The sequence below is a fragment of the Achromobacter sp. DH1f genome (assembly GCF_000633435.1).
In the GTDB taxonomy this organism is placed as follows: Bacteria; Pseudomonadota; Gammaproteobacteria; order Burkholderiales; family Burkholderiaceae_B; genus Achromobacter; species Achromobacter deleyi.
Window position 1 is genome coordinate 109,323 of record NZ_AYMF01000001.1, and the last position, 23,068, is coordinate 132,390.

The window sequence follows — 23,068 nt, forward strand, 5'->3', positions numbered from 1 at the left end:
GAGAATCCACCTATCCGGATGCTTCCCTGGACGCACTCGGAATGAATGCGCCTAGGGAAACACCCGGCGCTAACCGCGTATGTACACGGAGTTAACGTAGGTGAAACATGCTAGTTTTGGTTGTTAAAGAGCGGGGTAAAGCGGGCCTTGCTGGACTGATCGTTACTAGTGCCGTGCCGTTGGCTAAAGGCCGTTCGCTGCATCAGTGAGACTAATAGTAGCATGAATTGATTAGTGTTTGTCAAGCTACTTTTGAAATCCGATGGCGACAAGGCAACAGGACCGGCCCACGCTCACCACGTATCCAGGGGTGGGTATAGGACAGCACAGGACGCACCAGGACGGCCCCACGCTCACCACGTATAGGCAAGGATCAGCCCACGCTCACCACGACGTATAGGACGCCATAGCGGCAGGATGCGCGGGGAGTCGCCACGGGCACCAGGACGGCCCAGCGATGCGCCGGGACTCGCCGGGTTCATTGGGTGCGCCGGGTGTCCCGGGAGCGCTGGGTGTCGCTTGTCTTGAGGGCGAAGAAAAAAAACAGTGGCTGACAGATGCGCCCGCCTGCTCAAACAAGCGGTCAGGCCAGCCACCAAGGCGACCAGGACACGCAGGGAATCCCCGCGCACCCCATGATTCCCACGGCGGACGGATTCGTAATCCGATAGGGGCAAGCCATTCCCCATAGGGAAGGTGACGCGCTGGGGGTGCTGGTGCGTCCTGTAAGTGCGCCTGACGGTGGGACGCACCGGGCCGCCCCGTGCTACCTGGGCGACGTATTCGGCCCAGGCAACGAGGGGTGCCCCCACGGGGGGATTTTCCCCCGCGGCGGCTCGAAGACTGGCCACGCATTTTTGGGAGATTTTTAAGCCGGGGAATCCCAGGATTCCCCATGCCCACCAGGACGCCCTTGGAGCCGTGATGGCGGGGTGAGATGAATCACCGTAGCCACCAGAACTCCAAGGGCGTCCTGGCGCTTCCTAAAGCGTCACACGGAACACCTCGACCGCCTCACCGTCCTCGTCCTCATCGACGGACCAGATAGTCCCGCGAGGGGACGAGCCGATCCGCTCATGAGCGCGAAGATATCGCTCGATCTCTTCGTCCTGCCAGGCCGCTTCCATGTCCTGGACTGCCTGGGCGACATCTTGCGCCAGCACCTTCTGGAGGTGGGAGACGGCGCCCGCCAGGGCATCGACGCGGTCGTCGTGCGTCAGAGACCCGCGCTCGCGGGAGATGTGCGTCAGCTGGTAGCACAGCACCTCATCCCTCGCCACGCTTTCGTTGAAAACGAGGCGGTGCGTGGTCATGACCGGCTCCAAGGTGTCGATGATGCGGACTTCTTTCTGTGCCCGTGCCCATTCAGCCTCGACCACCGAACAGCCTGCGGTCTCGCCAGGTTTCGCCGCCGGCCATTGCTTCGCCAGGATCGGCTGGAAGGCATTGATCCAGACGCCGCCAGCAAAGTTCGGCTCGACTACGATCTCGTGGACGTTCTGGTTCTTGGCAGCGACTGCCAGGCGAACCATAGCCTCGGCTGGGTCACCGGCGAACCCGTCGACATCGACGACGTACATAAGGCCGTTCAGGACCTTCACGATGGCCCAGGCGGTCTCGTCCTTTCCGCGACCGCTGGGGTCCACGAACATCACGGCCTGCTCAAAGCTGGCCCACTCGGGGTCAACGAAGAGCGGACCCAGCCAATGGTCCCCGGAGAACCCGGCGACCGGAAGGTCGTCCCGGCGGTTCTTCGACTGCGAGTCCGGCCCCCACACGACAGCGCGGGGCGCCTTGGGGTTCTTGGACGAAGTGTCGATGTGCATGACGACCAGGTCGCGCAGCTTCAGCGGATACCGCTCTGCATCGCTGAGGGAGGTGTCCAGCTGAAACTGGAGGGCGAAATACGCCCGCCCCTTTGACTCCCGATTCAGAAGCTCGAACTCGGTGAAGCGTTCGGCGTCCGTGGGCTTCCAGGCCAGCAGCGGGTCCAGGTCTACCTGGCGTGCGCGGGGGCACAGGCAGTCCAGGACCTGGCCGCCTTCTCGGGTCACGCGGTAAGAGTCGCGCTTCTCTGCGGTGGGGTAGCGGGCAGGGAGAATCCAGCCCATGTAGCCCATCGACTTGATCAGCTTCGTGTAGATCGACTCTTCAGTCTGGGGCGTGCCCAGCATGATCACGTCGGCGCCGCCGGTCACCTTGATTGCGGAGAACTCGTTGGTCTTGTACAGCAGGCGCTCGCGGGACTCGACGGTCCTGGAGTTGTCCGTGACCTCGATGTCGTCCGCGACGATCAGCGTGGCCCGGGAGCCGGTGATCTGTCCGGTGATACCCACCGCCTTCACCGAGGGCGACTGGGAGATGCTGGCGCCATCGACGTCGAAGGCGTAGGCTGTGTCGCGCTGGTCGTCCCGGGACCGCAGATGGGCGAAGAGAGGCATGGTGTTCAGGAGCGTCTTCGTCATGGAGACGAACTCCTTGGCCTTCGTGCCCGAGGCAGAGACCACTAGGACCTTCTCTTCGTAGGGGCGGCGCAGCAGGCGCCACAGGACATAGCCCGAGGTGAGGTAAGACTTGCCGATGCCCCGGAAAGCTTCCAGGACATCTTCGCGGAACACATGAGGCTCGGCGAGTCTCACGCATCCCGTGCGATCTGGCTCTGCCGTCTCCGGCCCGAACCACTCGAAGTAGGTGCCGTCTTCCCGCTGGCCGTAGCCAGCCCAGCCGTGCTGTAGGAAGTAGGCAATATCGAACTGCGCAGGTGTCGGGGAGGGGAGGGCCAGATGCTCCCAGATGATGTATGCGAGGTTGCGGAAGTCGCTCTTGATGGGGTCGTCGGGATACTCCCACCACCAGGGGGACGTCCGCCCCGTCACTGCACCCGCTGGTTAGCGAAGGGCAGCTTCTTGCCCGCTGGCGAGTTCATGAAGGATTCCATGAGTGCCGTAGGTTTGCCCTGTTGCGGGGGCTTACCCTTGCCGTCCCCTGGCTTCTCCAGGTCCTTGAGGTAGGCCCGGACCACGGAGAGGAACGACGCCTCGGGGGCGCCCAGTAGGACCACCCCATCCGCATCAGTGATTGCCCCGTCCTTGTTGGTGAGGGGCTGACCATTCAGGCCCTTGATAAGAGCGGCCTCGAAGGCCGCCCGAATCAGGGTTTCGTTACTCAGTTGCTCGTCGGTCATATCCGTTTGAGGTTGCCGGACAGCGCCTAGCTGCCCGATGCTTTGGCTTGAATCAGGCGCTCCAGGAACTGCTCGCCCAGCACGGCGGAGGCCGAAGCCAGACCGACCACGGCGAGCATGGAGACCCCCGGGATGAACGCCAGGATGGAGCCGGCGGCGATAGCGAGGCCAGCGCTGACGATGGAGCGACCAACTGCCAGGCGCCAGCAGAACTTCTCGTTCGACACCAGCATCTTGCCGATGGCAATCACGACCCCAAGAAGTGCCAGGACACCCAGCGACTTCCAGAGATTCAGGTCATCGCTCATTGGTTATTCCTTCGCCTCGGGCTTCTTGGCGCGGGGCTTGGGGAGTTCGGCAGGCTTGGTGCCCACAGGGGGCCACGGGGAGCCGACACCCGAGGGGGCCAGGGCGGCGAGTTCCGCCTTGAGGTCTTCGGCCTGGCCGGAATGGACCTCGACGCCATGGGCGCTGGGGTGTTCGTTGCCAAACACCAGTCCCGTGATTTGGCCGTTGTGGGCGAAGATTCGGAAGAGAGTGGTCATGCGATATCTCAGAGTGAGGGTTGTGAGGCGCTAGGCCTTCAGGGATTCTGCAAAGAGGAAGAGGGAGTCCAGCCCTTCGCCGGGCAGGCCCAGCACGTCAGCCACCGCGTTCAGCATCGCGCCTCTGCGCTCGAACACCTGTAGCTCGTCCCAGGCGCGGCGGTAATAGGCCGGGGTGGCCGGCTCGGCCAATAGTGATTCGAACGCATCAAAGAGCGTCCAGTCCGGCCGCCCTTCTTTCAAGAACGGCGTCAAGCGCATAGCCTCTCGGACTTGGTAGCGGGACACCGCGTCGGGCGCAGCGGTGGGCGCCGGGGCGGTCGGGTCGTGCGCAGCAACGACAGCCTCGACTGCGGCACGGTTCTCAGGAGACAACGCTGCATTCAGCGTCATGGTCCCATCCAGATGGACGACATCCCCGAAATTGACGCCGTCCGGATTCCATGAGATCGGCAAGCCCCAAAGACCAGCAGCGGCAAGTTCGGATGGGAAAGACGGTCCAATGATATTCATCGTTTGTTGCTCAAGAAATAACCAGCGGTTAGATAGGCGGTCCCACTCCCCCCAGAACTCAAGCGGGGTTCAATGTAGTGAAAACCTTCAGCCAAGCCGGCCCTTACGACATACATACCGGCCGAGACAGCTCCGCCGGCAGTCGGGATCGTGCCGTAAGTCGCGACATCGGCTACACCATCCAGGAAGACCACCAGAGAAGGCGCAATCCCCGCTGTATCACTGGTAATCACCCCAGCTGTGCCGAAATCCAAGGACTCGCCGGCCCACACCCACGTATTTACAGCAGGCGCCACCGACACCGGGGAGGTTGAGGACGTCCCCGCGAGATAAGCGGACCCGCGCCCGACATTGCTGTAACGGTTAAACCAAGAAGCCACTCCTGGAAGGACGCCATCGAACTGAAACTGCCCCGACGCATTCTTGAATGCCACGCCAACAAGTGTCCGCGTGGGATCGCCCGATTTGATTTCAACCCCATTGGTATGACGGGCATGGTTGGTGGTAACGCCCTCCAACGCGATCCCCCCGCTCCCGTTGTCCTTCGCGTAGACATAATTCGCCATCCCGTTGGCGCCGGTCACAGCAGCGATCGGAAGCGCGATGCCCGCCTGATCGATACGATATTGTTTGTCATTGATGACTAGGCCGTCGCCGTTGTAGGGCATTAGTCGGCATTCTGTGGCGTTCACGTATACAAAGCGGCATTGCCCGTGTGCAACTGGCCGTGCCCGCAACGATTGAACCGCGGAGTTCAACACCGCGTAGTCGCTGGCCAGTTGTGCCGCGTCGGCACTGCCCGGGTTGACCACGGCGCCGAATGCCTGGATCGTCCAGACACCAGAGACGTTTGAAGGGCGAGTCTCGGCAGCAGTGCGGGCCACCAGCGACGCATCGAAGGTGTAGCTTTCGAGGTAATCGCTGTAGCCGCCCCGTGTCTCAGAAGTGATCACCCGCCCAGCCCCTGGGCCGAGGTTGTAGCGCAGTAGACCAGACACTTGCCGGGCAGGGTCCATCGCTAGACGGCCCACTAGTGCGCCCCAGCCGATGTCGAACGTTCCGTTGATGTTCTGGAGTGCATCGCGTTGAATTAAGCCATTCGTGCCAGAGGACAGCGCACCGTCCCCCCGCAGGAACAGCGCCCCGCTAGATCCTGAAGCCCTCCCGTTGTAGTCCGGCAGTCGAATGGTGGTCGCGCCGTCGCCCAAGGAGTAGCAGCCCCTTTTCAGTGGGTCTGCCTGCCAATCGGATTCGGCCACGACCGGTACTTTCCCTGCGATCACCATCTGCGCAAGGTCTGGGTAAGTTGCGCGGTTGACAGTCTGCCCATCGGCCGGGACGCGCCCGGCTGGCAGGGACGAGCGCAGCGGCCACCAAGCGACCGAGCCTACTGCGTTGCCCACGCGCTTAGCCAGGATGACGGCTTCACTGGCCTCGGCTACGGCGGCTTCGGAGTTGGTCACTGCGCTTGCTGATTCAGTTTGAGCTTGCCTTGCCTTGACATCACTAGCCTCGGCTTTGACCGTAGCGTCCTGCGACGCGGCGAGGGCCTGTGTGGCCTTGCCGTCAATCCCTTCTGCTACCTGGACCGCATGGGTCGCGCTGTCCTTTGCGTCTTGGGCAATGCCCCGGACCTCTTCGGCCGTCTGGTTAGCGGTTGCAGCCGCCGAGATAGCTTGCTGCGCAGCGGCCCCTGCTGCGCTATTTGCGGCGCCGGCTTCGTCCCGGGATGTGCTGGCGGAGGCCGCGGCGCTCACAGCGGCAGCGGCGCTGCCCTCAGCGTCGGATTTCGCGGAAAGCGCTAGGGCTGCATCGGCCTTGGCACTTGTGGCGTCATTCGTCGCGCTCTGTGCTGCCGACACCGCCCGGCTCGCAGCGGCTTGTGCCGTCGCCGCGGCTTCAGGGATGTCCTGATAAATCGCCACGAGATCGGCGATCTGCTGGGCCAGCTGCTTGAGTTGTGCCGTAGTCGGCGCGATTTCCCAGGAATCGCCGCTGTATCCAGCGCCTCCATAGGGACGGGCGAGTTTGAGCTTGCTGTCCGAGACGACTTCCGCGACCTCGTACATATCCATTACCGGCCCGATGAGCATGTCACCGTTCCGCACGTTCGCAAGGAACGCGGTGCCTGCACCGGCAACCTCTACCGACCCGTTCGTGAGGGTGAGCGTCCCGGTGCGATACCAGCTTGCAGCCATTACTGCTCCTATAAATTGTCGGTCGAGATGACCATGAATCTGTTGTCCACACCGTTGTTGCCGATGTAGGTCCAACCGCTTGGCGCCCCGACGCCTGACCCGGAATAGGGGCCGGCCGCATTGGCGGCGATTGGGCTGTTTGTGCTGTAGGTCATGTTGCCCGAGATGGCCGCAATGCCTAGGGTAGAAATAATGAACATCATGTAGTCCGGTGACCCCAAAGCACCGGCCGGAAGGTATTCAATACGGCGCTCAATTCCGGCGTATGTCTGCCATGGGATCAGGGCGACCCCTTGGGCGCTCCAGGCCACCGGACCACCTGTGCCGTCGTGCGTGCCCAGGACGTTCATCACAGCCCGGCCCGTGTCGTAGATCATGGTCTCGTTCTCATCGAAGAGTTGCATGCCATAGTTGAGACCCGAGGGGACGTGACGAGAGAAGACCCAGTAGTCGATGGGGGTCCGCCCTCCCGTCACGATCATCGTCACGGTGTTGCCGTTGCGGCCGAAAACGTTTCCGTACTGGCCCCCGGCAGGGCGGAAAGCCAGTATCTCGTTGGGCATTACCCCGATGTACGCGAAGCTCGTGTTGGTTTGTGTGGCGCCGTACTCGGCCTCGCTGACTACCGTACCTTTTCGGAGCAGCGTGATATGAGGGCTGGAACCATCAATTTGTACCTGGCCCTCATCGCCAAAAACTTGAAGTCCCGCCGGCATCTAACGGACGCCGAAGTAGACGTTGCAGGTGTTGGACTCCCCCATCGGTGGGGGGGCCGGTCTCGTGACAGTCATGGAGTTTCCTGAGAAGGTGATCCGAGGGGCGGTCATCTGGGGGATTACGTCGTAGGGGCCAAATGCGTTGGAGACCCCCTCAAATACATAGAACCCGAAGGGGATGCCGGTTAGCAGCCGGTCGTCGTAATAGGTGTAGGTCCCTAAGCCTGGCTGCACGACGCCCAGCATTCGGGAGACGCGGTAGTTGGTGTCGAATGTGATCCGCCCGTTCTCGTCAAAGACTTGGAGACCTGCGGGCATTACCAAATCCCCGAACGCATGCGCAGCCTGTTGTTCTCGTCATAGACCAGCGTTGTGGACCCACTGATCACCGTCCGCAGCCCGTTCGGGTTGCCGCTCACGAAGGTCCCTAGGTTCGCGGAGATCGCGGATAGCGATGGGGTGGAGATGCCACCAGGAGTGATCAGGGTGCGCAGGCCACCCGGCGTGTACGGCGACAACCGAGTGGCCGACGCCGACGTCTCTGCAACAAGCGGACGAGTGACAAATAGCCAGCTATCCGCAGTCCCCGCGGCGTGCTGGGCCTTACGCAGGACTATCCGCATACCTGCCGCGTTCGCCGGTGCCTTGGCGATACCACCAATGCGTCGGTAGTCCGTTAGGGCCACACCGCCCATTGGGCCGCCCATAGGCGCGTAGGCGTCCGCGTAGGGCGTGGTCGGAGTGAGACCTTGCAGTCCGGCGCTGGCCGAGTCGTACCAGTACAGCGTGATGTCTGCCGCGCACCGGTGAACCCCAACGTAAGCGGAGTATTCGTAGCGCGTCCCTGGACTTACTGGGATCAGGTCGCTGTAAAAGATGAGGTTGGAGCTATTGATGTCGGTGTCGCCGGTGGTGCCCGTCTGTCCCAGACCGAACGTGTGCCCACCTAGAAGGGCCCATCCGCCAAGGTCGTAGTAGGGTTGCAGCCACGATGGCTGTACTCCAGCAGATTGAGAGACGAACCAGCCCATCGGCACGGCCGACCCCGCACGCCGTTCGGTGAATTCCGAGGCGTTGAGCAGGTTCGCACCTAGCCCCACGGCAAGCAGGTCTGTCGTGATCTCGCCAGCCTTGATCTTCTCAGCGGTAACGGCCCCTGCGGCGATGCTTCTCGCCTCAATAGAGCCATCCACCAGCAACCGCCCCGGGTACATTCGATCACCCATGACGTTAGAGGGGATTACGAATGTCGGGGAGCCGTCCACATTGCCCGCCGTGAACATCGGCTTCAACGGGCCGTCCGGCTCGGTCTGCGCGGCAAACATCAATCTTTCGGCCGCCAGGATAATCTCCGAGCCTGTGTACTCGTCGGACGCAGTTGCGTTGAGGCCAATACCGGCGAAGACCTTCTTGCCGTCTTCCCGTTCGGCCATAACCTTTAGGCTGTAATTCGACTCCACCTTGGACACGCGCCCATTCACTGACGTAATCTGGCTGCTCATGTCCTGAATGACTTGGGCCAGGTTCTCCCCGATCTCGACCTGAATGGCTGTGATCTGCTTGGCGAGCGCCAAGTCCGCCGTAGCCCGCGTAGTCGCTTCGGTCTGGACCATCGCCTCGACTGCGCCGAATTGGGACTTCAGTGTAGTGAGGGTCTTAGCCTGCGAGTAGTGTGACTTCGCCTCGGCAATCGTGGAGGTGATGACTGCCGCAGCGATCACTTCGTCCTCGCGCTTGCCGTCATTACCGACCAAGTCAATCGCATCGACTTTGGCTTCGACCTTATCGACTCGGGAGGCGAAGGCCATATCGTTGCCCGTCAATGTGGCGATCTGGGATGACACCGCTGAGCGGAGGTTCCCCTGCTCGGTCTCGACCGCGTCCAGGCGACGCGCTACGGCGCCTTTACTCGCGTCGAAGTCCGCCACCGTCTTGTTGATGAGGTCTTGCACGGCGGCCTGGCCGTCCTCCATGGACTCCATTCGGGTGTTTAGTTCCCCGATTGTCTGAAGCCCAGCGGTAAGCTGCCCCTGGCTGTACTGGAGCGACGACAGGGCGCCGGAGAGTGTTTCGATCTCATTGGTAAGAAGGGCTACTACTGTAGAGACCGAGCCAGCGAGGCCGCCGGAGCGTTCCTGGATCAGGTAAAGGACCTGCAAGCGAGCGCGATTCAGTTCCTCAGCGGTCAGGAGCGCTCCGTCTTTGTAAGAGGCGAAGGCATCCAGGTCCGGAGTCTGACGAAAAATCTTGAGAGGTTCGCCCTTCGGGATCGGGTCGCCGAAGAGTGTGTGGGCTTCGATGGTGTGATCGTCAACGAAGCGGAAGAGGGCGGGCGCCCCGCCGTCCCGCGTGACCATGATGTGGCCGCGGTTGAGGTAGGGGAACCCGAAGGTGTAGCGCTTGGTGGTTCCGTCTGTCTTGTAGTCGGCCCAGGGTTGGTAGATGGTCGTCGTCATGGAGAACGGCGACCATCGGCCGCCCTAGTTGGTTAGTGTTATGCCGAGTCCATGCAGGAGGTCGACGGGTTGTCGCGCAGGGATCAGCGTCTTCAGCTGACGCCCGGCCTTGCTCCAGTCGCCGGCAGCTGCGTTGGCAGAGGCGCTAGACACGGTGTCGAGGACGCCGTATCCGGGACCTAGTAGGTTCACCAGCCAGTTCGAGTTATTGCTGTACTTGGAGCCGGCCCCCTTGAGTGAGGGGAAGGCTGTGGTGAGGCCCGCGTCCACATAGCTGCTCATGTAGCCGAGCATTCCGCTGCGCATCACAACGTCCTTGATGTGTTCGCCACTCCCGCGTTCCGGGATGGATGCGGTGGTGCCTTGGAGGTCACTGCGGCCCTTGGCGCGGATGTAGGCGATCTCGGAAGTGATGACGCCGGCCGCGAGCATGAGGCTCATGGCCTGATACGCCTTCAAGTCGGTCGGTGTGAGTGCCATGCGCTGCGCATTGACCCGCATGAAGTTGCTGAAGAACTGGAGGCCGTAGGACTGGAACTGGAGGAATAGCTTGCCGTACCATTTGTCCATCAGCAGAGGCATGTGGCCCATGCCTTTGGCGTAGCTGGCACGGTTCTGTGTCTTCTCCAGCGCTATGGCGAGTAGGTCTGCCATCTCCCGACCCTCGGGGTTATTCGAGGCGATCCACTTGTGGGTGTTTGGCTTGACCAGCCCCCCGTGATCGTTGACGACCTCGGAGTGCATGGCGAACTGGCGCCCCATCGAGCGGGCCTCTTGCTCGCCGATACCCAAGGTCAGCAGGTCCAGCCTCACCTTCTCGGGTAGCGCGGACTCCCAGGACCCCTTGGCTGCGTGGACCTTCTGCGTCCACTCAGCGATGTTCGACAGCTGCACCAGCCCGGCGCTTCGACGCGCCATGTCGGACCAGCCTTTCAGCAGCGTCACGGTGGCGATCTTGTCGGCGGCGAGGTGCGTTGCGCGGTCGAATGCAGCCGTGGTCTTCTTCACCAGCCCCGTGCCGATCCCAGCGATGTCGCCAGGGCCGCCGCCGTAGGCCCGATCACTCAGACCCATATGGATGGAGTTCTCGAAGGTCCCGAGAATCTTGGCAAGTTCCTTGAATCCTGGGTCCCCCTTCTCTGCGTTCTTCAGGATGTACCGAATGTCGCGCCCCATCGTTGCGATGGTCTTGCCAAGGCCCAGGGCGCCGCCACGAGCTGCGACGGACGAGGTGGCTACCTCGCCCACGAAGCCCTGAACAAAGCCCCCCACATAGCGAAGGAGGCCAATGCGGCCGATGGTGTCGGCGAGCCAGAGCAGGCCGTTGCGGTCCGTGTTCTCGTAGGCGATGCCCCGGATTCGGTCGAATCCCTGGGCCACGTCCTTCTCCGCTTTCTGGAGGGAATGGTTCAGACGCTCGACCCACTTAGTATCGCCAGCGGCACGGGCCTTTTCGATCTGGGCGTGGTACTCGTCACGAATTCCCTTCATGATGTCCACGTTGCCCTGACCGTCGAAGGCTTTGTGCAGGGCAATCTCGGCCCCCATGTCCTTCGAGTAGCGCTGGAGTCCATAGATAGGATCGCTTTGCAGCAGGCCCTGGTCCATGAGTTCCTTGAACTCGTCGGGTCGCCACTGGATCGTCCGCTCGCGCAGGCGACCCGTGATGGGGTCTGCGTCAAGCAGAAGGCCACCAGGGCGACGGGAATCGGCACCAGACATCCGGTCGAGCCAGTCGTCCACCTCGTGGGAGAGCGGGCTGCGGCTCTCGACACGGGTGCGGGCGCGAATGGCGCGGCGCAGTTCCTTGGCAGACTGGGCCAGTTCAATCTTGCCCAGCTTGTTGGCCGTGCGGGCCTCGCGATAGATGCCGCTTGCCTCGCGCCACTTGGCGGAGGCCCGTTCGTACGCCTCGGCCATGGCATCCAGGCGCTCCCGTTGGGACAGGAGCGTGGAGCGCAGGCCTGGGGCGTTCAGGGCGTCGTCCTCGTTGGCGATCAGCCGGCGGACCTCTTTGTCCACGGTGGCCTGCCAATCACGGGTGTTTCCCATGCGGGCGGCGGTGGCGTCGAAGTCAGCCTTGGCGGCCTTGAGGGCGGCCTGGGCCTCGCGGCGGGCCTGAAGGGCCTCCCGCAGTCCGGCGTTCGCCAGGACTGAGTCGTCGCGGCTCATCGGCCCGGCCTCGACCTTCTCCATCTTGAGGGCGTCGATCGTTTCCTGGACTTCGCCAACCCGCTGGGCCGCGGCCCGCTCCGCTGCCCCTTGAGCGTCCAGCTTGAAGCCATCGGCTTCCAGTTGGGCACGGAGGTCTGCCGACAGGGCGTCGGGGTCATCGATCTTGCGGAGGACCGCGTGGACCTTCGCCTCGGCTTTCTCGGCGGTGCGGGTGGCTGCGGCCAAGGAGCGGCCATGCCAGTTCGCCTCGGAGCTTCGGACCTCGGCACGCATCATCTTGAGCGATGCGTTCTTCAGGTCCTTCTTGGCGTCCGAGAGGCCGGAGGCCAAGTCAGCGAATTCCTCGGTGGCCTTCAGCTGCGCCTGTTGGGCGCTCATCACACGCTGGTGTGCTTCCTCCATGCGGAGGTCTTCCAGCGCCCCGCGGTAGTGGGTCAGGATATCGTCCTGCATCCCGTGGTCTTTAGCGTCTACGATCTGTTGCCAGGATGAGTAGGTAGGGCCAGCGGCTTCGGTCTCTCCTGCGGGGACCTTCGCATTGGGGTCCTTGATGTAGCCGTGTTCGATTAGGAACTCTTCGGACGGGTTGTCCGCCCGGTTGCGCATGAGCAAGGCACGGGCGACCCCGCGCTTCTCAGCGAGGGCCTGGGTGTTGTAGATCACCGGCATCCCATAGTTCTCTTTACGCATCTCGGCAGTCGCCAGGCCAATGCGCTCGGCCTCGGCCCACATGGAGTCCAGGTGTTCGCCGTAGGCTTTACTGGAGGCTTTCACCTTGCCCAGCACCATGGCGGCCTGCTCCTGGTGAAGTCCCAGGCCGGTCAGGGTCTTCAGTGCCTCGGCGTCCACTTTGGTGTTACCGGTGACAATGGCGGCACGCTGGTTGCGCAGAAGGTCGATGTAGACCTCCCGGGTCAGTTTGCGCGGGTCCCAGAGACCTTGCGTAATTTGGTCGGCAGCGCCTCCCAACTTGGAACCGGCCCACCCGTTCACGTCGACCATCGCCTCGCGCATATGCGTGTCGATGTCGCGGATGGTGGCTTCGCCCATGTGCTGGTAGTGGCGAAGCCATGCCTCAGCCTCAACCCCGTGCGCCTGGCCGCGCATGTTGCGCTTGGTGGCCAGGCCGCCCAGGTCGAACAACTTGACGATGGCTTCCTGGGCGTTGCCCATGTAGCCGTTCAGGCGTCCGATGGGGGTCGGGGCACTCAAGGCGGCATCGACCAGCCGAGCGGACTTGGAGTCCCCCACGGCGATGGCGAAGTCATCGTGACGCACTGCGGCGGCGCCGATGGAACCGCCTGTCGCGGAGTCAACCGTGGAGCGGGCGTCCCCCTCTGGATAGGCTTGACCGACCCGCTGCTCGAAAGTGTCCATCGCTGGGGCGCCCTCGTTCAGCGGGTTGTCCGCGGAGCCAGGGTGGAACTTCTTGGAGATTAGCGCAGCGGCGGTGCCTAGCCCCGCGCCAATGAATACCCCGCCGCCGATGGACAGCAGGGCCTCTTCCTTGGTGCGGGTGGGGTCCAGGTTTTGCAGCGCGGCCTCTGATGCTCCGGCGTCCAGTAACCCGATGGCCGCACCTTGCGCTGCGCGGGCTACGATAGTGCCGCCTGCCACAGAGGGCATCAGCACACCGAAGCTCAGGAGCGTCGGGATGTCCAGCAGCGACCCCATGAAGTTCGCCACGCCAGAGGCGTTGTGACTGGCGGCAGTTCTGCGGTCGGCAAGGTTCATTGAAATCAGCGTTTGCTGGCGGTTCCATTCGGATTCGGAGCGGACGTGATCGAACTGCCCGTCCAGGACCGCCTGCTTGATTTCCTCGGGCAGGATGTCCTTGACCGCGGCGTAATGCTGGAAGGGGCTGAAGTTCTCCCCTCGCGTGGGGTCGTTCGGGTCCGCGTCGTCCAAGCCCGCGTGACGCGCAAGCTGTCCGGCGATAGTGCTGACCATCCAGTTGGCCTTGAAGGCATCCACCCAGTCTGGGTCGTCCAGGTGGGCCACCGACTCGTCGGCCTTCCAGCCGTCGTTGATGGCCGGTGCCGAGGGCAGAGCAGCAACCATTTGGTTGCCAGGGGCGACCGCAGGAGGCGCGGTGTCGAGAGGGGAACCCGAGGCTTCGGGTTGATTCGAGAGGTCCATAGGGTTCCGGGCTATGCGTCAGCCTGTTCGGCCTTGCAGTTGGTTGGTTGAGTTGTCGAAGTAGCTTTCGGCCTTGGCGCCGAGAAACAGGGCGGCTTCCAGGCTGCGGCGGGACTTGAACTTGGGGTTGCCTGTGCCGCGCAGGAGATCGGCCACCTGCTCGTCGGAATCCCCGCGAGCCATCGCGTCCAGGAGTGCTTTGGGGCTGTAGCCCTGATACAGCATCGAGACCAGGGCGGCACGCTGGTGATCCCGCAGGGGCACGTTGCCGGCCCTGCGATTCAGCGAGTCCAGGATGCGCGACTTCTCCAGGATCATGTATTCCTGGAGGCTGTCGGCGTTCGCACGGGAGATCGGCTTACGACCGTTCAAGACGTCGTCGAAGTTCGGTGCGCCTTGGCCGGCGAGCGCGGCGGCGTACATCTGGCGGGCGCCCTTCTGGGTCAGGTTGAACCCATAGCCCACTGAGACCTCATCGGCCCCGATGGCGTCTCCGGGTGTGACGCGGAACTTGCCGGTATTGCGGGCTGCGCTGCCGAAGCCGTGGTACGCCGCCGGCTCGAAGCCTTCGGCCCCACGAATAATGTTGGTGGCTTGCGCCAGCCAAGGCATCGCAACGTTCGCGCCTTCAAACTTGGGTACGGAGGGTGTGTTCATCTTGATGTTGTTGGAGATGGCCGCAAAGTCCCAGCCCCGGGAGGGGCGGGACGATCCGGTCCAGGATGTGAAGTTGAGTTCGCCGCGGGACTGCATCCCGTCCAGCTGGCGCTGCCATGCCTCGCTGGCTACCTGGCGGTGATCCAGTTCTGCGGGCATCGCTTGCGTCGGCGGGAGAACCCGCTCAGGGACTGCGGTGGGGGTCATGTCCTACTCAATGTTGGGCTGTTGTTCAGGGACTCCGGGGATGTCCGGCGCCATCGAGTCGTTCCCGCGCCACCAAGGCCCAGAGGCGTGGGGGCTGCGATTACGGATGGCCTTGTCGCGGGCACGCTCGTCCATCTTTACGCGGGGCGCGTAATACGCCTGCCACGTCTGTCCATCAGGGCCGGGGGCGCCGTCCTGCTTGAACATGAATCCGGAGTCTTGGAAGTGGTCGCGGAAGAAGTCGGCGGCGGCGCTTGGGTCCACAGGGACTTTGACCGCCTTGCCGCCCAGGGTGATCGGCTCGCCCGGCCGGAACATGGGGACCATGCCATTTGAGTCATGGAGAAGCGCGAGGCCATCGGGGCCTTGGCGATCCACGTAGAACTTGTCGGCGTCGCCAGTGAACTTCCCAGGGAAGGTCTTGAGGGCGCGTTCGCTGTCCTCGCGGAAAGTTGCCAGGGTGTCCTCGACCTCGCCGGCAGCATTAATCACCTTGGCCCCGAAGGCCATGATGGGGCGGTAGCCCTTCTCGGTGGACAGCTGGCCAGTGTGGTTGATCGGGGCGGCCAAGGACAACCCGAGGTCCCCGAAGGAATTCCGATATGCCGTGAGGCCGCCGCCAGCGCCGGGGTAAACGACCCACTTGCCGGCGCCGCCAACTGCGGACTTGGCCAGGTCTTTGAGATTCCCGCTGTAGCCGGCATCTCGCCAGAGCATGGCGGTCTTGAGCATCGCCCCTTGGAGCGGCACTCGGTCCTGTTCCGCAACCGCGATGTTCACGGACCCCCAGAATTTCTTGCGGTCGGTGCTGTCTAGGATGGCAGCCTTCTGCGCTTCGGCAAGCTCCTTGGCAATTTCCTCTCGGTTCTTGCCTGCTGCTGGCCCCAGGACGCGGGCGATCATGCCCGTGATGTCGCCGCTCTTGGCGGCGTCGTCAAGCTCCCGCTGATCGTAGTAATGCTCGACCTGGGCCTTCGCAGCCTGCTCAATGGGGATGCCAGCGCGAACGAGCATGTCCAGCCCGTTGAAGTGGGCCTCGGCGGCGGCGTTGCCCCCGAAGAACTGCGAGGCATTGTCCCGGGATACCCCAGCGTCCCGCGCCGCACGGAGCGCGAGGTAGGAGTTCCTGATCCCGTCGATGCTGTTGCCGGTTAGACCTGCCGCGACACGCTGCTCGGTCTCCTTGTCCCAGGGGGACATGCCGAATCGGCCGAAGCGTTGGGCGGTCCAGATACCAAAGCGCGTGCTGGACTCGGCTGTCAGTAGCGGCCTTACGTTGCCCAGGTCGTCTCGGGTGGCATTAAAGTCCGGGTCGCCACCCAGGGATTCATTCATGTACGCCTGGAAGTCTTTCTTGACGGTCTCCACGGGCGACGAGTCCCCATTGGCGCGGGATGCCGCCGCCAGGTCGGCATTACCGTAGGCCCCCCGATCAATCCCGGAAAGGACGTTCACGCGGACTTTTTGCTTGGCTGACTGCACCATGAGTTGGTCGATGTTGAACCGATCAAGGCCGACCCCGTGGACGCCGTCAATGGCGAGGGCACGCTGAGCAAACTCGGAAACTCGGTTCAGCGGTAGGACTCCGTGCGGGTACTTCATCTGCTCGGCCGCCAAGTCCATACGCCAGTTCTGGAGCGCCACCCCAGCGTCGCGTGTCTTGATTGTGGATTGATTTTTCCAGACCTGGCCGGAGATATTGTTGAACAATTCCGGCTCGCTGGCGTCCATCCCGAGTTCCTGCATGGATCGGAGGATCGCGTCACCCTGGAAAGCGTTCTGCTGCCCAGATAGTGATGTCATCAGCAGCTTGTCGGCGGCCGAGCGGTCGCCATGGGTCAGGTAGGTCAGCCGCTCACGTAGGTCTGCCAGCTGCGGGGCAGTGATGCCAGTCGGACTCAGTACCTGCCGGGTCGCGCTCTGAATGAGTTCGGCTCGGGCATTTGACTGGATGGTCGAGCGCTGCCCCTCGGCATACTGCTGAATGAGCGACTGCGAGGCGGAGGTATACCGCTGGAGTAGCCGGGCATCATACTGCCCTTGACCCGTGCCTTTACCGACATTCTCGCGGTAGTATTCCTCGGCGATGCCGTGAAGGTTGAGGTTTGGGTCGGATAGGTCCAGGGTGGCAAATTTTGCGCGAAGCCCTTCGTTGAGGTCCAGGGCATGGTCGTCGGCCGCTGCTGTCTCGTAGGCACCGGCGTAAGCTTGCCGATCAAGATACCTCGGGTCCTTCTGTTTCCCGGCCGCATGGTCCACGCCGGCTTGTAGGGATAGTGCGTGGTTCTCACGCTCGATCTGGACGAGTTCTTCGCGTTGGCTGGCTTGGTTGACGTGGGCCAGCGTGCGGGCAGATGCGTTGAAGAAGGAGCCTAGCGCCTCGCCCAGTGCGGCGATCTGCTGACCCTCCCCACGCGTCTGTGCTGCCGTAGGCGAATATAGCGCCGTCTTGGTTCCGGGCGCGTCAGCCAAATCCCCAACTGCCGCAAAGCGGCCAGGGGTGGCATCGAGCCTTCGTTGTTGCTGAGGGCCTTCGGCCATTGACTACCTCTTAGGGAGTTGGTAATCCGCCGTCTTGTTCTTGGCGGCCTCAATTGCGGACATGTTCGAGTACGCCATGCCAGCGGCGCCGACTGCGGCAGAACCCACGTTGGAAAGGAAGCTGGTTCGGTTTGCGGAGAAGGTTGCGTTGGATTGCGACACCGCATCCTGGCTTTGTGTTTGGAGCGCCGCCAGTTGGCCGCGCACGGAGGACTGCTGGTTGGACAGGCCCGCGTCGATGCGGGAGTAATCCTCGGCGGCCCCGGCATTGATGTTGATCGCCCGGGCAGCTAGGGAGCCGCCACCCTGCGCTGCAATGACGCGGGCCATTGACAGCTGCTGTTGGGCCTTGCGGGCGCGGTCGGTTTGGGCCTCGAACGCCTGAGCATCAGCGTTGCGGGCATTTTCCTGGGAGACGCGGTAGCCCTCGCGGGTGTTGTTCTCTTGGGCTTTGGCGTTTGCCTCAGCGGCGTTGTCGGCCGCGTTCTTCTGCATCATTGCGCCGGCCGCCGATACCGCCAGCATCAAGATGGGCACTACAAGTGGACCGCACATGTGAGTAGATTTGGAATTTATCGTGGATCGCGCCAGGCTCGAAGCCCAGCCATTCGAGCCAGCGAAGGTGGAGGGCATTGCCGCGCCACGGGGCGCAGAGCAATGTTGGGTAGCTGACGTGCGCATACTGGACGAGACCAGGACACGAACGTAGGAATTGAGAGGGCCGCCGCTCGACCGCTTCGGTGCAGAGCATCCAGATTGAACCAGCGGCGGCTGGGAGGGGAACCACGCCCCAGATGGCGGCGAGTTCCCCGTCGTTGAAGCGCAGGGACTCGCAGAATGTCGAGGCGAACACCGCATCCCGCAGGCTGTCCTTGGGGTCCGGCTGGCCGGTGGCGAGAAATAGTTCCTCGCGGTCAGGGCTGCGGAGATTCCTGGCTAGGACGGGGATGTCGGCGGGGGCGGTGTTGTCGCGGTTCATTGGAGCCTCGGGTTCGTGTATCGGGCTTGAAGGGTCAGTCCTGTGACACACAGAGGTCCGGTGCTGGTGGAGGTGAGCGTCAGTTCCGCCTTGTGTCCCTGAGAATTGAAGGGGACGGTCATGGAGGTATCTCGGACGATCCGGGGGATCAGGGCCTCCCCGATGACACGGGGGCCAACAGCCTTCACCATAGGCACTCTGTCAGCACGGGTGACCGTTGCTTTGAAGTCGCAGGACACCATGCAGTCCACGGTGACGCGGGCGACCTGGAGACGCCCCAGTGGTGTCGTCTTTTCTCCCACGGTAGGGTAGAAGGGCGAAAAGGTCGCAGTGCGGGTGTAGCGCAGCCCGACAAGCCCGGTGGTCTTGCCGGTGTTCTCGGCAAAGTGGGCGAGCCACTGCGAACCGTCGTTTACGACGGAGCCGGCGTACTCACGGAACCAGCCGTCACCCATGTCCACTAAGACGATTACGTCGGAGTACTGGCTGTATCCTGGGGGAAGCACAAGCTCCGTTCGATTGCGCTGGACGTTCCATGTCAGCTGAACAGGGGCGCGGTAGTCGAGCCGGACGTCGACCTGCGGATCGCGGCCCAAGCCGGCTTCTACTGGAAGCGACAGGAGCTTCAGTTGGCCATCAGCAGTGCCCGCCAGGAACAGGGTGTCTGCATACACCCAAAAGGTGAGGATGCGGGCGACCCCTGCGAAGACGAGGCGGCTCCAGGCGTTCTGCTGGCGCTGGCCGTCTTTCCAGAAGGATGTCTGAACGTATAGGGCGCCCGGATCGCCGGTGGCCTGCATGAAGATGCGCCCGGCCTGCGCGGCGCCACGGATACGCCTGACGTGTCCTGGCACATACCCGGGAACGTGTTTGCTCAGGTCCTCGGCGGCGTTGTTCGACGTCTGCTGCTCGTATTGGTACTCCCAGATGGCCGACCTGTCCGGCATGGGGCCGGTGTAGTAGAGCGCATCCCCAATAACTTTGGGTTCGCACGCCCCGTCCAGCTGGTAGCGCGTAGCCACGCCTATCACTGCGGATGTTGGGGTTACCGCGTCCTCGCCAGGCACTTCCAGCTGCGCGTTGTCGCACAGGACCATCAGCTTGGACCGAAAACCCACCAGCCACTCGACGTCGGACACATCATCCGTTTCGATGGGCAGGGTGATAGGGTCGGCCGGGAGAACTTCGCGGGCGCTGGAACGCCAGAAGTTGAAGAGGTCGTCGGCCTGGGACGAGTAGATCGTGTCGCCAGCCCCGAACCATAGCCGCCCCTTCCACTGAGCCATCGCCGAGATACGCTTGCCAACAAAGCCGGCCATCGGATTGCTGCCGTCGTCCCCGACCTTTCGCTGTTCCCAGTCGCAAGGTTGAAGTTCAAACGCGGCAGGACCTGTCTGGTGTAGCCGGATGGGCATCGTAGACGGGAGGTACTGGCCGGTGGGGGCAGTGACCGGGACAGCGTAGCTGCACTCCACCCAGGCATTCCGGCTGGCGTCATATTGGACGTAGTAGGAAGACTTTGCGTCGCCTTGTCCCAGGTCAACCATCACGGGGACGCCCGCCTCGAACGTGGGCGGCAGGTCGGCCAGTGCGCCTACGCGCCCCTTGATGTTTACGACGGCTCCGTCGTCCCAGTCGTTGGTGAAGACCAGCGAGCCGATTACGGCGGCCGTGCCCGAGACCCGGATTACATTGGGGGCCACCCGGAAGGTGTTCACACCCGGCATCCCTGTGGCAATGTTCTGCGCCAGTTGGAGCGCGATGAAGTCTCTGGTGGTGTCGGAGTTCTGACGCAGGACCACCTGTCCCGACCCCGCCGACGATGTCGCGGTGAACGACTGCGCGGCGGTGGAGGTCCGCTTGATCACGAGGTATGCGGACGTTAGCGGCGGCTTCGGCGGGGCGCTCGCCTGGGCGGCCACTGAAGTGTTGAGGATCAGGGTGGTGTCCGAGATTGTCAGGAACCGCAGGGAATCCGTGGACGTCCCGATGTAACCCTGCACATACGGACCGAGCGTGAGACTCGCTAGAATGCCGGTGTCGAGGCTTCGGACCTCGATGGCACCCGGCTCCATGCGACGCAGCAGGACCCAGCGTCGCCCGTCAGTAGTGCGGAAGAAGTGGTGCCCGGTATCTGCGTAGTTCGGACCCGCGAGGGCATTGATCAGCTTGGTGCCGCTGCGATCCACGAAGCCCGCGTAGTCAACCGAGGGTAGAAAGTTGTCCAGCACCTGCATCTGGCTTGGCGACCGCTGGAGGTCTGCCTGGCGGCTGACACCGTGGTAGAGACCGCCGATTCGCGGCTGGAGTAGTCCGTCCATTAGATGCCTCGCCGGTGGGACTGGCGCCACAGGTAGGCCAGGTCGGGGTTATTCAGAATGTTGTAGTCGTCCTCGTCCACCTCGGCGTCGCGGGCGTCAGCGGTTGCCTCGGCCCGTTCTTCGGTTGCGTACTTGTCGAGAGTGTCGGAGCCGACGTATCCGCGCTGGTATGCCTGCGCGGCCTTGCCCACAATTTCCCGCTGGACGTGGTAGGGGCAACCCTCGAAAGCGAGGTTGACAATGCGGTCCACCGAAACGGGGGCCGCGAAGATGTCGGTATGGTTCTTGAGGTCGTAGAGGTAACCGTCGCGCTGCGTGATGTCCGCCTTGGGGTCCGTGGGGTCCAGGGACAGCACGTTCGGTGGGACCAGGATTTTCCCAGTTGTATCGGGGACCATGACGATCCCCTTGTCGGTGTTGAAGTACCACCCCTTTGCCAATACCTTCTTGGTCTCGGCGTCCAGGATGGCGGAGCAATTCGCGTAATCGCCCGCGCCTTCTTCAAGCACGAGGATCACGCTTTCGCCAACGGCGACAAGCATCTGGTTTACAGCTTCGAGTCGAGTGAGCATTGGGAAAGAGATGAAAAAAATGCCCCCTCCCCATGAGGGGAGAGGGCGGGTTGAGGCTTACGCCGGCAGACCAAACTCCACAGCGAACTCGCTGCGCAGGGTGCCGTGGCCCTTCACGGTCTTAGCGACCATGAAGTCTTCCTGGCGCCGCACGTCTCGGGTCGTCTCGACCGTCACGTCCAGCAGCGACAGCGTGGCGACGGCGTCCGACAACCACATGACGCCGGTGGTCTTCGAGTAGTCCGAGCGGTACTTGGAAAACACGTCGGTCTTGGCGGTCTCGTCGGTGTTCGGCAGCAGGTTCGACGGCATGATGGTCACGCCCTCGAAGCGGATGGCTTCCGACACTGCCGAACCCAGGCCGGCCGCAGCCAGGTTGATCATGGAGTTCAGGTTGATGTAGTGACCCCCGGCGTCCTGCGCGTACTTGATCGCGTCGAAGACCGTGTAGTTGACGGCCATGTAGATGGCGGCGCCGACCGGGACATTCTTCGCGTAAAGGGCACGCTTTGCCTCACGGATGCCGTCCATCCAGTCGGTGCCCTTGGTGCCGTCTGTGGCCGTCAGGCCCGGCCGCAGAATCTTCGTGCCGCCGGAACCAGGGATGGCCGAGGACGGTGCGGTGCGGGCCGCCAGGGCGATAGAGCGGAAGACGTTCTGATCCACGGTACGGGCGAGGACGGCGCCCATTTCCGTAGAGATCGGCGACGAGATGTCGAAGTGCGACATCAGGACGTCCAGGTCCCACAGCGAGTGCGAGGCCGTCAGCGGCGCGTCGACCGTGATGGTCACTTCGTCCGTCATGAAGCCGTTACCCAGCATCTCCTGGCCGCGAGTGATGTATTCGGCCTTCGACACGCCGGTGCGCGGGAACTGCCACGACTTGCCGGCGCCGATGGACTTCTCGCGGGTCTTGCCGGCGGTCAGGGTGTTGGCCGTCAGGGCGGTCAATACTTCGCCGCCGAACTGCTTCAGGAAGAGGGCGCGGTCGTCGGTGCCGGAGGCGCCAGTGCCGAAAGCGATGGGATTGCCGTTGTCGTTCGTGAAAGACATTGCGTCTTTTCCTTATTGGGGATGTGAGAAGCCCCGCCCGGTCCCTTGGGAAAGGGACGCAGAAAGGCAGGGCTTGAAGAGGGAGGCGTTACTGGAAGCGCGAGACGGCCAGCTTTGCGCGGACGTCCTGACGGAAGGCTTCGGAGGTCTTGTAACGAGGGTCGTTCATGGCGGCCATCATTTCCGACTTGTCGCGGAAGCCCTCGGCGGCCGGAGCCGCGTTGGCGTTCGCCAGCACGACCTTGGGGTCTTGACCTGCGACCATGCGCTGCTTCAGGACCGCGATGGCCTCGGCGGCGTTCGGGCCGTTCAGCTGCATGTCGTAAAACTCGCGCTGCTCTTGCGTCAGGTTCTTCTGGCCCCAGGCAACCAGGGCGTCGAACTGGCCCTTGCCGCCTGCCGCTTGGTGCAGGTTGGTCGCTTGTTCGCGCTGTAGCGCGAGCTGACCCGCACGGAATTGCGAGTGCATCGCGGTGATGGCATCGTCGTCCAGGCCAGCGGCCTTGAACGCGGCGGCCACGGTGTCCGGCACCTTCTCGGCGTTGAAGCCGGTGACGAGATCACCGGAGGCGTAGAGGTCGCCAAGACTCTTGGCTCCTGCTTCGTCGCCTTTCTTCGGATCTTCGGCCGTAGGCTTCGCCGCTTCATCGGCCGGCGTGTCGGTGAGTTTGGGGGAGGCGCTTTGATCGCTCGGCAGTTGCTGCTGCTGTGCAGTCTGCGCCTGCGTCGCCGGTTGCTCGCTGGCAGCGCCCGTGGCGGGCGCGTGCTTAGCGAACTGGGCGTCGTAGGCGGCGATCATTGCGGCGCGATGC

Annotated in this window: 18 protein-coding genes; all 18 read right to left on the reverse strand. The window is 63.0% G+C overall.

What is annotated here, in order from left to right:
- Window positions 1–983 precede the first annotated feature (983 nt).
- The 18 genes from terL to U858_RS0100600 all read right to left on the reverse strand — a co-directional run bounded on the left by terL (window position 984) and on the right by U858_RS0100600 (window position 23,055).
- Entirely contained in the window at window positions 984–2,876 is a 1,893-nt protein-coding gene (gene terL, locus U858_RS0100520; protein ID WP_025135243.1) for a phage terminase large subunit, read from the reverse strand.
- The gene (locus U858_RS0100525) at window positions 2,873–3,184 is read right to left on the reverse strand and encodes a hypothetical protein (protein ID WP_025135244.1); all 312 of its coding nucleotides are present in this window, start codon (window positions 3,182–3,184) and stop codon (window positions 2,873–2,875) included. The genes terL and U858_RS0100525 overlap by 4 nt, the downstream gene beginning before the upstream one ends.
- A gap of 26 nt (window positions 3,185–3,210) precedes the next feature.
- Window positions 3,211–3,492: a hypothetical protein gene (locus U858_RS0100530; protein WP_051593497.1), complete on the reverse strand. Its 282-nt coding sequence runs from the start codon at window positions 3,490–3,492 to the stop codon at window positions 3,211–3,213.
- Between the two features lie 3 nt (window positions 3,493–3,495).
- On the reverse strand, window positions 3,496–3,729 hold the full coding sequence (locus tag U858_RS0100535) for a hypothetical protein (protein WP_025135245.1): 234 nt from the start codon (window positions 3,727–3,729) through the stop codon (window positions 3,496–3,498).
- A 30-nt stretch (window positions 3,730–3,759) separates the two neighbouring features.
- Complete coding sequence (locus U858_RS0100540; protein WP_025135246.1) at window positions 3,760–4,242, reverse strand: hypothetical protein; 483 nt, start codon at window positions 4,240–4,242, stop codon at window positions 3,760–3,762.
- Entirely contained in the window at window positions 4,239–6,440 is a 2,202-nt protein-coding gene (locus U858_RS34145; protein ID WP_025135247.1) for a phage tail protein, read from the reverse strand. Before U858_RS34145 ends, U858_RS0100540 begins: the two co-directional genes overlap by 4 nt.
- 8 nt (window positions 6,441–6,448) lie before the next feature.
- On the reverse strand, window positions 6,449–7,156 hold the full coding sequence (locus tag U858_RS0100550) for a hypothetical protein (protein WP_025135248.1): 708 nt from the start codon (window positions 7,154–7,156) through the stop codon (window positions 6,449–6,451).
- Entirely contained in the window at window positions 7,157–7,474 is a 318-nt protein-coding gene (locus U858_RS0100555) for a hypothetical protein (protein WP_025135249.1), read from the reverse strand.
- Window positions 7,474–9,612, reverse strand: a complete 2,139-nt coding sequence (locus tag U858_RS0100560) for a phage tail fiber protein (protein ID WP_025135250.1) — start codon at window positions 9,610–9,612, stop codon at window positions 7,474–7,476. The genes U858_RS0100555 and U858_RS0100560 overlap by 1 nt, the downstream gene beginning before the upstream one ends.
- A 24-nt stretch (window positions 9,613–9,636) precedes the next feature.
- A complete protein-coding gene (locus U858_RS0100565; RefSeq protein ID WP_025135251.1) occupies window positions 9,637–13,848 on the reverse strand; it encodes a hypothetical protein in 4,212 nt (1,403 codons plus the stop codon).
- 96 nt (window positions 13,849–13,944) lie between these two features.
- Window positions 13,945–14,790, reverse strand: coding sequence for a hypothetical protein (locus U858_RS0100570; RefSeq protein ID WP_157838750.1), 846 nt, complete (start codon window positions 14,788–14,790; stop codon window positions 13,945–13,947).
- 3 nt (window positions 14,791–14,793) lie between these two features.
- A complete protein-coding gene (locus tag U858_RS0100575; RefSeq protein WP_025135253.1) occupies window positions 14,794–17,331 on the reverse strand; it encodes a hypothetical protein in 2,538 nt (845 codons plus the stop codon).
- A 3-nt stretch (window positions 17,332–17,334) separates the two neighbouring features.
- Window positions 17,335–17,829 carry a hypothetical protein gene (locus tag U858_RS0100580; protein WP_157838751.1) on the reverse strand — a complete coding sequence of 165 codons (495 nt, stop codon included), beginning with the start codon at window positions 17,827–17,829 and terminating at the stop codon, window positions 17,335–17,337.
- Window positions 17,795–18,310 carry a hypothetical protein gene (locus tag U858_RS35520; protein WP_157838752.1) on the reverse strand — a complete coding sequence of 172 codons (516 nt, stop codon included), beginning with the start codon at window positions 18,308–18,310 and terminating at the stop codon, window positions 17,795–17,797. The genes U858_RS0100580 and U858_RS35520 overlap by 35 nt, the downstream gene beginning before the upstream one ends.
- Window positions 18,307–20,631 carry a hypothetical protein gene (locus U858_RS0100585; protein ID WP_025135255.1) on the reverse strand — a complete coding sequence of 775 codons (2,325 nt, stop codon included), beginning with the start codon at window positions 20,629–20,631 and terminating at the stop codon, window positions 18,307–18,309. The genes U858_RS35520 and U858_RS0100585 overlap by 4 nt, the downstream gene beginning before the upstream one ends.
- Window positions 20,631–21,203 carry a hypothetical protein gene (locus U858_RS0100590; protein ID WP_025135256.1) on the reverse strand — a complete coding sequence of 191 codons (573 nt, stop codon included), beginning with the start codon at window positions 21,201–21,203 and terminating at the stop codon, window positions 20,631–20,633. The genes U858_RS0100585 and U858_RS0100590 overlap by 1 nt, the downstream gene beginning before the upstream one ends.
- Window positions 21,204–21,260: 57 nt before the next feature.
- A complete protein-coding gene (locus tag U858_RS33515) occupies window positions 21,261–22,256 on the reverse strand; it encodes a hypothetical protein (protein WP_025135257.1) in 996 nt (331 codons plus the stop codon).
- A gap of 88 nt (window positions 22,257–22,344) precedes the next feature.
- Window positions 22,345–23,055, reverse strand: a complete 711-nt coding sequence (locus U858_RS0100600) for a hypothetical protein (RefSeq protein WP_025135258.1) — start codon at window positions 23,053–23,055, stop codon at window positions 22,345–22,347.
- Window positions 23,056–23,068 lie beyond the last annotated feature (13 nt).